Genomic DNA, 11,824 nt, shown 5'->3' with positions numbered 1-11,824 from the left:
GTGGTCGAACGGCTGCCATGGTCCAGGTCAGCAGCAATGCAACCGGTCATCAGCCGCAGGCAGTCGCTTAAATCAAACGAAGAACCGTCAAAAGAGCGGCGAGTGGAGCACAACTCTTTGCAGTTCGCAGCGCACGACAGCCGATTTTCTGTGTAGCTAAATTTGCATAACAGTGGCCCGCGATCAAAAAGGAACGCCCGCATAGATATGCGGGCGTTTGTACGTGACGGATCGTAGTCGCCATGGCTCAGCTGGGTTTCCCCAAGTCCTGGCGATCGGCTTCATCCTTGGCTGTGTCGGCCAGACGCTTCGAGGTCTGCTCGACATACTGCCGTGCCGAATGTGCCGCCGAGTTGTCGCCCGGAGTGCGATCGTCCGTCGCGTCGCGCGCTTCCTCGGCGATGTCACTGACCTCGGATTTCACTGCCGAGTAGACCGCCTTAGTCTTCTCGGTTTCCTCATGCAGGATGCGTTCGGCCTCTTCGATCAGCTGGTCGCTTTGCTGTCCAAGATGCTCGTCCTCGAACCTGCTGCGGGGCAGGCTTCCTGCCAAGGCCGCGCCGACGGCCATGGCCAAGGCGCCGAAAATCAGGGGCTGCTGATCGTAATAGTTCGAGATCTCGGCGCTGCCGCGACGGATCTGATCCCCCGCTGCATGCTGCGCGGCGATGGCGCGTTCACGCGCTGCCACGACGCGATCGCGTGCCTCCGACGATAGGTGCTCGGTCCCGTGCGACAGGCGATCCCGCATGTCGGCAAGTCCGTCCCGGCCGCGTTCCAGAAGATCCGATGCACCGTCTTTGGCATCATGGACGCGGTCGCTGATCCCGTCCTTGACGCTGTCCACGCGCCCGGCAAGGTCGGCTTTGCCTGCCGAAACACTCTGCTGGACGCGGGACAGGCGACCCTGGTCAGTCGTTCCTGGGACCGTGCTGTGGTTCGTGCTGTTGCCGGTCGGCACCGAGCGCGTCCAGGCGGGATAGCTGGGGCGTTGGATCATCGAGGCATCTGCGGGCAGATCCGCCCTGCCGGTCGGTGCCATGGATGCCGATGTCGTATCGCGCGAGGTCGAATGCGAGGTTGTCGTCTTTTGACCGAAGATGAGCCAGCTGAGGCCGATACCCGTCAGGGCCAACGCCAAGGGGTTCTGCTTGACGGTTTCGCCGACCGAACGACCGATGTCGCCGCCATGCTGGCGGAAATGGTCGCTCACTTCCCGGAACAGGTGATCCGGGGACAAGCGACTTGTCAGCTCGCTCAGGGTCTGGTTCATCTCGCTGCGCTCGGTTTCGATGTCGCGCTGGATTTCTTCGGACGTTTGATCGGTCATTTGTAAGCCTCCTTGACGCTTTCGACATCCCGACGCAGGTTCTGCGTGGTTTTCGACGGCGCGAGATTTTGTGCCTTCAGGGCGTTCTTGCCGCGGACTAGCAAGGCGACCGCGATGATACCGAAGATGATGGTCACGATAATCGACGACCAGCCGGCCCCCAGATCAGTCGCCTCGGCCAGCCATCCGACCAGCGCGGCACTGAAGGTGTTGAGGGCGACGATCCCAAAGACCAACGCCACAGCCATCGAGATGATCGCCCCGACGGCACTGTTCAGCTTTTCACCGATCTCGGTGCGCGCCAGGTCGAATTCCTTGCGCAGCAGCGACGAGACGTGGTTCATCAGGTCCGCGATCAGGTTGCCCGTTCCGGTTTGACGTGGATCGCTCATCAGACATGCTCCTTGGATGCAGTGGTGATGGTGTCCGACGGGTTTCCGGCAGTGTCGCGGCCCGTGTTGATCGCGGGCGATACCGGCATTCCGGAAGCGGGCCGGGGTGCGGTGGGATCGTTCATCGTGGAGCGGGGGGTATCACTGTCAGGGGTCGAAGACGCCTTGGCGAAGCGCGTCGCGGCAAAGCCCAACAGCGCAGCACCACCCAGGAAGGCCAACGGGTTCCTGCGTGCGAAACCGTTCACATCGCTCAGCATCTCGCCCAAGTCCTTGTTCCGGACCATGTCCGAAAAATCGGCCAGCGCTTCGGCAGCCTGTCCGAACGTGCGTTCTTGCGGGGATCCGGCACGGCTCTTGTCGGCGGCACTGCGCAGCGCCGAGGAGATGTTCTCCATCTCGGATGCCGCGCCGTCCTTGACCTGTTCAGATTGCTCGGCCGCGCCCTCTGAAATACGGCCATAGGCGTCCTTGCCGACCTCACGCGCGGTGTCGCCCAGATTCTTGGCTTCACGTTTGATTTCGGCACCATCGGTGCTGGCCGATGAATTGGAGAGATTGGGATCTTGGGTCATTATAGAGACTCCCTTCGATTTTTCCGCGACGTCCAATATCACGTCGCAAATTCTGACAACCGAACGAGCCAATGCCGTCACAGTTCCAACGGATTAGCATTGGTTTATCAAGCTGCGCGAAATTGCGCTGTCTGATTTTTCCGACGGGTTGGAAATATCGGGGGATTCAGGCTTATATAAGTCTATTGAAAGAGTTTCGGCTGGGGCACGACAGATGACAATCCTGCCCGACACGTGTAGCGGTGCCGACTGGCGCCAGAGACGTGTGTGGATGCTGTCTGTTCAGCTTTGGCCAAGGCATGTTGCGGCCGGCAGCCGAAGCGGGGCTGTGATGATTGCCACGTCATCTGCCAGAGGCTGCGACCCGATCTGTTCCGAAACGGCCGATAAGATCGGTGTTTTGCACGTTATGAACCCCGAGTAAGTCCCGTAAATATGCCCAAATAACGACAGGCTAACTTTTCTTTAGTTATTCACTTTATCCAGCAATAGGCGCTTATAAGCGGACTGTGTGGTCCATTTTTCCCGGATGGCCTGTCAGGCAAATGGAACTGCAATGGGAAGGTCAAGTTGGGACAGTATCGCCCGGTTGGGCATTTACGACATATATCGGAGCACATTAGCATGAACATTATGACCCGCAGCCTTCTTCTTTCCACCGCGATCACGCTGCCATTGGGTGGCCTGTCGATGGCGCAATCCCCCATCGACATCAATGAAGATGCCTTGGCCGAGAAGAGCCAGGAATGCCAAATGCTGGCCACTGCCTATAAGGATGCCGCGGATCCGTCCGTCATTTCACGCGACGACGTGGTGACCGCGGTCAACGACGACCGGACCGAAGAATGCGCCACGCTGGAAAATCGCCTGATGGCGCAGGCACAAGTTTCGGAGGACTCGACCGAGGCCAGCGACACCGAGACCGAAGACGTCAGCGAGCGGGTCGATCTGTCCCAGGAGGCGACCATCCAAGGCGAGGCCGAAGTGACCGTCCCCGACCCCAATGTCGATGTGCAGGTTCCGGCCCCCACGGTGAATGTGACGAAGCAACAGCCTCAGGTCAGCGTGACGGGTCAGGCTGCCGACATTCAGGTCAACCAGAAGCGGCCGACCGTGACGGTCGAGATCCCCGAGATCATCGTCCGCGTCGATAACCCCGCGCCCGACGTCTATGTCCTCAACCCCAATCCCGACGTCAATGTCAGCACCGCCGACCCTCAGGTCGATGTGGAACAGGGCGATCCGCAGGTTGAAGTGACGCAGGCCGATCCGGAGCTAAACGTTGATCTGGGTGTGGATGCCAACGGCGATCCGGAACAGGCGCAAGCGACGACCGATACCTCTGATGTGGACGGATCGCAGGCGCAGAATGTGGAAGGCGACACGGCAGTTGCGCAGGACGAACCCACCGTCGAGATCGTCCAAGCGGAAGGCGAGCCGCAGGTCAATGTCGACCAGAGCGAGCCGAACGTGTCCTTTGAAGGTGCCGAGCCGCAGGTCTCCGTCACCATCGCCAAGCAGCCGACGGTCGAAATTCAGCAGTCGGGTCAGCCGAATGTCGTGATTGAAACCCCCCAGGAACGTCAGCAGCGTCTGGACGAACAGCAGGCGTCGCAGGAACAAAGTGAACCCGCCCAGCAGAACGGCGAAGCCGAGACCGCCGGATCGGAAATGGCCGTGCGTGATCTGATGAACATGGAAGTCGTGACCGTCGACGGTGAAGACCTGGGCAATCCCGAAGCCTTCGTCGAGCTGGAAGGTGAACCGAACCTCATCCTCAGCAGCGGTGGTTTCCTGGGCCTCGGCGTCAAGGAAGTGCCCGTTCGCATGTCGCGTGTCACCGTGGAGGGTGATCGCCTGGTCGTGGAGAGCATGACCGAAAGCGACGTCGAAGCGGCTAGCGATTTCGAGTATGACAGCAACGTCGTGCTGGCAGACGACCAGGTCATCCAGCTGAGCCAGCAGTAATCAATCTGGTGATATTGATCGTATGATTGTTAAGCCCCGGCACCTTGGCGTCGGGGCTTACTCTTTTCAAGGTCACCGAGAATTGCCAAAAGCTTGACCGGCTTTTGTGACAAGTCCGCGATTTTGGGTCGGTCTGCGCTTTACAAGGCAAACAGACGATGAAGCGATCAAGGTTCGCCGAAGAACAGATCATCGGCATTCTGAGGGAACACGTGGCCGGAGTTGGGTCGAAAACTCTGTGCCGCAAGCTCGGCGTCCGCGGCGCGATCTATGACAAATGGTGGGCCAAGTTTGGCGGCTTGGAGGTGTCCGACGCCAGGAAGCTGAAGGCTCTGGAATGAGGCGCAAGCGCCAACGGTCCGAGCGCCGCGCTGAATGAGGACGCCAAGCTGAAGAAGCTGCTGGCCGAGCAGATGATGGATGTTTCGACATTGAAGGAGATGCTGGGAAAAATTTCTGTGTCTTGATGCGCGGCGTCGTACCGTGGATTGGGGCGCGAACCAGAAGGGATATCGACAGCGGCGGGCCTGCGCTTAGCGGGGATCGACCTGTGAGTGTACTGGCGGTCGCCGACCGGGCCAGACGACGCAGAAATGCGGGTGCGATTGAAGGTCCTGTCATCGGAGCGGCGTCGGGTCGGGTGTCGGCGGCTGCATATTCTGCTGAAGCGTGACGGCTGGCAGATGAACTGAAAGAAGCTGTATCGCATCCACACGGAGGAGGGCCTGGCAATGCGTAAACGTGGTGGCCAAAAGCGCGCCTTAGTAGGTACCAGAGCACCAATGGCCATCCCGCAGGGGCCGAACCAGCGCTGAAGCCTCGACCCTCGCCGTGGTCGCTCGGACCAGTGGCGCTTCTGCGGCTCGACGTCCGACAGCCTTGCCGCGGACGCAGGCTTCGCATTCTGAACGTGATCGACGACTTCGTCCCGGAATGTCTGGCCACCGTCGTCGTCACATCGCTGTCAGGCATCCGGGTTGGCTGCGAACTGGACCGGATCGCCGAAATACGAGGGTAACCCTGCATGGTGGTGTCGGACAACGGGACAGCGCCGACCGGCAACGCGATCCTGAAGCCGCAGGAGGATCGCACGGTCGAGCGACATTCCATCGCGCCGGGCAAGCCGATGCGGGACATGGGTTCGTTGCATCGTTCAATGGCCGGATGCGGGATGAACCGCTGAACGAACACCTCTTCGATAGCCTGCGCCATGCTCGAAATCTGGTGGCGGCATGGCGTGACGACTTCAACCACCGCCGCCCGTACTCATGCCTCGCTGGCCTGACGCTGCGGAAATATGCTAACTGGGCAAAGGAAGACCGAAACCTGAACAGAGCCAACGCATAAATGAGGACTCACGGGGGAGCAGGTCACGATGCCAAGGTGATCGTCCAGACATGGCGCGTGGTGCAGCGATGATGGCGGCGTCATGGCAAGGTCCGCCCCGGCATGGTTGAAGGCTGCCCTGGGTGGTCTGGCAAAAGACCGTTGAGGCGGCAATCCGTGCGCGAGCGTCGCGGGACCTCCATCGAGAACGCGCTGATCATCATCCCCAAAGCCCCCCCTTTCCTGAATGTCCTGCGACTGGGAAAGGCTCTTCATGTTCAAAGCTTCCTGCGAATGACGCAGGCACTTCCTGAGAGGCCGGGTTTCGCATTTTCGTCGCAACCGCCGGCTGATCCCCACCTCTATCTTGAGGCCTGCGCCTGACGGAGTTTCGCACCCGAAACGATCAGCGCCTTGGTCTGAGTTTGCATTCGGCAACAAGCTTGGGCGCATGTCCGCGGCTGCTATGGTGAACATTGACGATTGAGGGAGGGAAGGCCTTCAAGGCTGTCCTATCGTATGCCCGCGCGTGTTGCAGGGGCACGGGCTTCGGCCTTGGATCGGCGGCCGTAACAGATGGCCGCGATGATGATCCCCGACCCTATGCTGAACTGGTAGAAGTACACCACCTCGATCCACATCAGCATGCACAAACGCACCATGTAGAGGGCAAAAAAGACTGATGCCGCCGAAGGGGTACGAATGGCCCAGCCAAGACAGGCCCCTGTAGCCCCGAAAAAGATGAGCGTCTGGACCAAGGTCGCCGGAACACCGATTTCGACGGCATTCGATATGACAGTGTTGTGGAAATTGAAACCTTGGCGCGTGCTGATGCCGAAATCGGCCCAAAGCTGTTCGGCCAAGGGCTGCCCGTGGACCCAGAAGGCCTGAAAGCCGACGCCCAGAAACGGTTGGTCGGCGATTTGCCCAAAGGCCACCGCCCAGAGGTCGGTTCGTCCGGTCAGGGTGATGTCCTTGCCTGTCAGATCCAGGAATATCCGTGCCAGCTGGTCAGAGATCGACGACAGCAGCACCGCGATCGCCGCAACAAGCACCACCGTCAAGGCGATCGTCACCAGGCGCAAATGAGCCGTCATGCGCTGCAACAGGACGATGACCCCAAAGACCAGGATAACAGCCAAGGTGCTGACCAGCGCCCCGCTCGACTGTCCCATGACCAGCAGCATGGCCCCCATCAGCAATGCCGCCAGCGCAGGCAGGCGCCAGCGCACTGAAAGCCGCCGGTCGACCAGCACAGCCAACGCCACGATGATCAGCACCGAGCTGGCATCCGCCAAGGCGTTCTTGCTGGCGTAGATGCCAAGATACCCCATCCCGTCGCTCCTTGTCCGACCGATCAGAACGCTGGCAAGCCCGGTCATTCCGCTGGTTAGAAAGACGATCTTGACGAAGATCATGGGCGACAGACGATAGGCGATGGTGACCGAAATCAACACGGTCAGGCAGAGCTGGATGCCGTATCGCATCGTCAGTGACGCGTAATCCGACCAGGCAAAGCTCATCACGCACCACAGCGCCACCAGTGCGATCATCCATTCGCGGCGCAGCGCGCCCAAGGTTTCGCCGGGACGGACCGCGACCAGGGCCATTCCGGCCATCAGGAACAGCAGCGCTCCCTTGGACCCCAGAAGCGGAATGAAGGCCATTCCGAAGACTGCCACGAAGGCGGCGATGGCGTCCGGGGAATAGCTGAGTGTGCGCCGCCGCCCACGGCGTGCCGGCCGCCTGTTGGACATCAGGGGGCCGGCAGCCTCGGTCATCAGGGTGCCTCGCAGGTGACCGAGCCCTCGAACAGGCAGGAAGCGTCCAGGGGCGTATAGGCAACCCAATCGATCTGGTAGTTCAGGATGCCATCCTGCGGGGCCGGTTCTCCCATCCAGTCGGTCAGGGTCGCCGTGCTCCAGAAAGACATGTAGAGCTTTTGCGGATGGCTGGGACGCACGCTGTCACGGTCCGTGCGGTGGACCTCGCGCCCGTCCAGGAACCAGGTGATGCCCTCGGGGGCCCACCGGAAACCCACCGTGTGGAAATCATCGTCGAAGGGCGGGGTGGTGGGCGTGGTGCCGCCGTTATGGGGCTTGCCCGCCACATAGGTGTTCATCGTCATCGTGCCCGGATCGCGGGTCAGGATCTCGATGTCGATCTCGTCATGCGGAGATTTGTGGACGGGGCCTGCATAGGTGAAGACCGAGGCGTTCATCCCCGACTGGCGCGGCGTGCGGATGTGGGCCTCGAAAGTGCCGTATTCCAGAAAGGCCTTGGTCTGGACCTCTCCGCACAGCGCCGGACCTGCGCGGTCGGCGGGCGCGGGAATGTGCAGCAGGCTCAGCATGCCGTCGCGCACCTGCACGGCCCTGCCCGACCATTCGCAATCCTGCCAGTCCCCGTTCGACCAGCCGTCGGACACGTACCAGCGGTCCTTGTCGAGGCCCTTGGAAAAATCCTCGAAGAAGCCTTCCGCGTCGGGATGCGGATCTGCCGCCTGCGCAGCCGGAGCCAGCCCCGCAAGGGCCAGGGAGAGAGAAAGGAGAGGAACAGCCGAATGACGCATTTACAAAGCCTTTTGGCCGCGCCGGTTGCCGCGCGGGCGTGCCCAGCTTATGGAAGCCGCAAGCATATGGGTCAAGGGAAAGGCATTCACATGTCGGGCAGTCAATCGGGCCAGGATCTCGGGTCCCCTTCCCTGCCGCCCCCCGTGGTTTCGGTGGTGATGGCCAATTTCCGCGGCGCGGCCAATCTGGCGGCCTCCATGGCGTCGGTCCTGGCGCAATCCGAACGGAGCTTGGAACTGATCGTGGCCGATGATGCCTCGGACGATGACAGCGTTGTCATCGCCCGGCGGATCGCCGAGGGCGACGATCGGGTGCGGGTCATCGCATCGCCGACGAATGCCGGGCCGGCCGCCACGCGCAACCTGGGGCTGGATGCGGCACGGGGCGAATGGATCGCCATCGTGGACAGTGACGACCTGATCCACCCTGAACGGCTGGAACGCCTAATCGCGGCGGCCGGGGCGGCGGATGCGGACCTGGTGGCTGACGACCTTGTCTATTTCGGCGCGGTGCCCGAACCGCAGGGCCGGACATTGCTGCAATCGATGGCCTTGGCCGCGCCCATGATGCTGGGTGCCGCCCCCTATCTGCGCAGCAATGACGGTGCCTCGTCGCTGCCGGTTTTCGGCTATCTCAAGCCGGTGATCCGGCGCAGTGTCCTGGCGGATCTGCGATATGATGTCGGGCTGCGGATCGGCGAGGATCACGACCTGGTGCTGCGCCTGCTGATCGGGAATGCGCGTCTGCTGCTGCTGCCCGACCCGCTTTACGCCTATCGGCGGCATGGGGCCTCGATCTCGCACCGGTTGTCGGTCGCCACCGCCCAAGCGATGCTGGAGGCGCATCGCGCCCTGCCCCCGATGGCCGACCCCGAGATGCGGGCCGCCGCCAAGGCGGTCGACCGGCATCTGCGCCGGGCCCTGCGCTATGAACGGCTGGTGGCCGATATCAAGGCGCGACGCTGGCAGGGTGCCCTGCCGCGGCTTGCCGATCCGGCCATGGTCGCGCGGCTGGTCGAAAGCCTGCGCGACCGCCGTCGCCGCACATCGGAGGCGCCTCGCGCCGTCGCGGCCTTGCCCGACCCGCTGCCACGGATGCCGCAGGCCGGCGAAAGCTGGCCGCAGCCTCCGGCACCGGGTGCGGCCCTGATCGCGGCGATGGCGGCTCGGGACGAGGCACTGCCCCCGGATGCCCCTTCATGGGCCGAGTGGCTGTTCAGCGCCACGGCACCGGAAAACCGGGCGTCAGCGGGCTGACGCCTTGGCCGCCTGCCGTGCCAGCAAGGCCCTGACCTGCTGGGACAAGGCCGCACGCAGGGCTTCGACCGCCAAGATGTGGGGGCGGCCCTTGGCCAGCATCCCCAGCATCTGCCGCCGCCGGGGCGCCTCGGCCTCGCGCTGCCAGGGTTGGAACACCAGGTCGCGCAGGATGGCGGGGTCGGACGGCAATCCCGGCAGCGAGGCCGGGTCCCCGGTTTCCACGGCCGGATGTTCGCCACAGGCCCGCGCCAGCGCAAGCCCCAGGGCCAGGGTCTGATCCTGACCGCTTCGGGTCGCGACCTTGGCCAGCCTGGCGCGTTCCGCGGCGTCCAGACGGGCCAGCGAATGCGTCAGTTCGGCAGCGGCCCATCCGCAGGGTTCATGCGCCAGCAAGGCCTTGGCCAAGGACACCGCCATCAGCAGGCAACCATCCACCGATGACAGAACGGGGATCCGGACCCCGTCATGGGTCACGCAATCCGCACGGTCCAGAACGTCCTCGGCACCGCGCCAGTCGGGCAGTCCCGCCTGCTGCAGGCGGTGGTGCAGGTCGATGACTGCACCGTCGCTTTCGCGTTTGAAATGCTGTTCCCCCAGGAACGAGACCCACCACAGGCTCTGATCCTGCTCGAGGGGCGCGAAGCCCAATCCCTGCAGCACCGCGCCCGCGCGCTTGCGGTCGCGCGGGGCCACATAGAGATCGATGTCGCCCGACGGCCTGCGGAACGGATCATCGTGGACGGTCAGCTGCTGAAAGGGCCCTTTGAAGACGACATGGCGCAACCCTGCCGCGGTCGCGGCCCGGACCGCTTCTGCGGTGACGGTCATCGCGTGCCGGTTCATCTTGGCCGTCTGCATGCGGACCTGCAGCAGCCGCGGTGCCAGCCCCGCGCAGCTGGGGGGCAGCCGGGCCGGACTGATCGGCAGCCAGCCCAGCATCTTGTTCAGCCGGGCAATGTCGAACAACCGGTCCGGATCGGGGGCGCGAACCGCCCGCGTGTCGCCGATGTCTGCAGGTGACGGCTGGCAGGCTGCCAGCAGGACGCGGATTTCAGGCTGAGAGTCCCCGCGGACCGCTGCAATCACCTCCGAGCTGAACCCCATTTTCGCCACCCTTTTCTTTCGGCCACCGTGCAACCTTTTCCGGTCCTTGTCACGGGCCTGTTGCATTGCACCAAGCTTGCTGGGCGCCTGATTTCGATCATCTCAGTGCCGCGGCGAAGACAATCTGTGAAACCGGGATGCGGAAAGTCCTTGAAGACACAGGCCATGGCCCAGTTGCGCAATTGCCGAATGAAAGGTCGCCCATCACGGGATGAAAGTGGCCCCGCAGCCGCTATGGGCGTCGCCTGGAGAGTGACGCAGACGAAGAACGCCGGATGTGGGCCGTTCGGCCAAGAACAAAGGTTAGGGATGTTCAATCAAAAGGCGCCCGATCCGGGAGACAGGGACCTGTCTGCGAGCTCCGAGTTTGTCGGACAGGACCCCACGGGCGATCGGAAGCAGCGTTCCCGGACGGCGTGAGGCCGATAGAAGAGCCCCTGCCCTGCCCAGTTCGGCCCGGCGATCCAAGAAATCGCGCAGGAGAAAGCGCTGGCGCAGTTCCTTGGCATGCACCGACAAGGCTTTGCGTTCGGCGCTTTTCAGACCCTCGATTGCCAGATGACTGCGGGCGGCCAGATGCAATGCCTGCAGATCGGCGGTGCTGTGACGAGAACTGAGGGATGACGCGCGCCAGCGGGCGGCATAACCGACCTGCGTGGAAACGCGAAAGCATGCCTGCTTCTGCAGCATTCGAACGTAGAGGTCGTAATCCTCGCCCAAGCGCAAGGTTTCATCATAGCGCAACCCGTGGGTCTGCAGGAAGGCGCGGCGCATGATGGGCTTGAGAAATCCCCATTCCTGCCGGTTGCTTCCACGCACGGAATGGTTGGCCTGGACGAATGCTGCCAGACCGATATCGATGACCGTCGGATTGACCTGCGGCATTTGCGGCAGGTCATCGGGTGACGCATCTTCTGCAACGAACAGAATATTGTCTGCCACCATGTCAGCATCGTGCACCTTCAACAGCCGCGCAAAGCGACCGGGCAGAAGAAAGTCATCCGCATCAAGCACGGCTACGAAATCACCTTTCGCGACCTGCAATGCCCGGTTCCTGGCCGCGGCGGGGCCGCCATTGATGTCGCAGCGGATCACGATCAGCCGACTGTCCCCCTGGCCTGCCATCGTGGCAACTGCTGCCGTCTGATCATGTGAGGCGTCGTCGACGACGATGACCTCTGCAGTTTCAGGTTCGGCCAGGGCCGTCCTGACCGCATCCGCGATGGTCGCAGCGGCATCATGGGCGGTGATGATCACCGAAACGGAAAGGGGGACATGTGTGTTCATGAATGCTCAC

General features: G+C 62.4%; 9 protein-coding genes and 1 pseudogene. 3 read left to right on the top strand and 7 right to left on the bottom strand.

What is annotated here, in order from left to right; translation table 11 throughout:
- Positions 1-247: 247 nt before the first annotated feature.
- The 3 genes from IE00_RS15465 to IE00_RS15455 are packed head-to-tail and all read right to left on the bottom strand — an operon-like array spanning position 248 to position 2,297.
- A complete protein-coding gene (locus tag IE00_RS15465; RefSeq protein ID WP_072298091.1) occupies positions 248-1,330 on the bottom strand; it encodes a DUF3618 domain-containing protein in 1,083 nt (360 codons plus the stop codon).
- The gene (locus IE00_RS15460; RefSeq protein WP_083554457.1) at positions 1,327-1,722 is read right to left on the bottom strand and encodes a phage holin family protein; all 396 of its coding nucleotides are present in this window, start codon (positions 1,720-1,722) and stop codon (positions 1,327-1,329) included. The genes IE00_RS15465 and IE00_RS15460 overlap by 4 nt, the downstream gene beginning before the upstream one ends.
- Positions 1,722-2,297: a hypothetical protein gene (locus tag IE00_RS15455; RefSeq protein ID WP_072298089.1), complete on the bottom strand. Its 576-nt coding sequence runs from the start codon at positions 2,295-2,297 to the stop codon at positions 1,722-1,724. The genes IE00_RS15460 and IE00_RS15455 overlap by 1 nt, the downstream gene beginning before the upstream one ends.
- Before the next feature lie 633 nt (positions 2,298-2,930).
- Between IE00_RS15455 and IE00_RS15450 the strand changes: the two genes are divergently transcribed.
- Complete coding sequence (locus tag IE00_RS15450) at positions 2,931-4,265, top strand: PRC-barrel domain-containing protein (protein WP_072298088.1); 1,335 nt, start codon at positions 2,931-2,933, stop codon at positions 4,263-4,265.
- A 158-nt stretch (positions 4,266-4,423) separates the two neighbouring features.
- Positions 4,424-5,612 (top strand): annotated as a pseudogene (locus IE00_RS15440) (IS3 family transposase).
- A 491-nt stretch (positions 5,613-6,103) separates the two neighbouring features.
- Here the strand turns inward: IE00_RS15440 and IE00_RS15435 are convergent.
- Both IE00_RS15435 and IE00_RS15430 read right to left on the bottom strand, forming a co-directional pair.
- Positions 6,104-7,372, bottom strand: coding sequence for an O-antigen ligase (locus IE00_RS15435; RefSeq protein WP_083554455.1), 1,269 nt, complete (start codon positions 7,370-7,372; stop codon positions 6,104-6,106).
- Entirely contained in the window at positions 7,372-8,163 is a 792-nt protein-coding gene (locus IE00_RS15430; RefSeq protein ID WP_072298087.1) for a family 16 glycosylhydrolase, read from the bottom strand. Before IE00_RS15430 ends, IE00_RS15435 begins: the two co-directional genes overlap by 1 nt.
- A 90-nt stretch (positions 8,164-8,253) precedes the next feature.
- Between IE00_RS15430 and IE00_RS15425 the strand changes: the two genes are divergently transcribed.
- Entirely contained in the window at positions 8,254-9,420 is a 1,167-nt protein-coding gene (locus tag IE00_RS15425; RefSeq protein WP_072298086.1) for a glycosyltransferase family 2 protein, read from the top strand.
- On the opposite strand, the gene IE00_RS15420 is transcribed toward IE00_RS15425, so the two are convergent.
- Both IE00_RS15420 and IE00_RS15415 read right to left on the bottom strand, forming a co-directional pair.
- The gene (locus IE00_RS15420; RefSeq protein WP_072298085.1) at positions 9,409-10,527 is read right to left on the bottom strand and encodes a nucleotidyltransferase family protein; all 1,119 of its coding nucleotides are present in this window, start codon (positions 10,525-10,527) and stop codon (positions 9,409-9,411) included. The genes IE00_RS15425 and IE00_RS15420 overlap by 12 nt on opposite strands.
- Positions 10,528-10,830: 303 nt before the next feature.
- A complete protein-coding gene (locus tag IE00_RS15415; RefSeq protein WP_072298084.1) occupies positions 10,831-11,814 on the bottom strand; it encodes a glycosyltransferase family 2 protein in 984 nt (327 codons plus the stop codon).
- Positions 11,815-11,824 lie beyond the last annotated feature (10 nt).

It is taken from the genome of Paracoccus sp. SM22M-07 (genome assembly GCF_001887735.1).
GTDB lineage: Bacteria > Pseudomonadota > Alphaproteobacteria > Rhodobacterales > Rhodobacteraceae > Paracoccus.
This window is presented reverse-complemented; position numbering and strand designations above follow the sequence as displayed.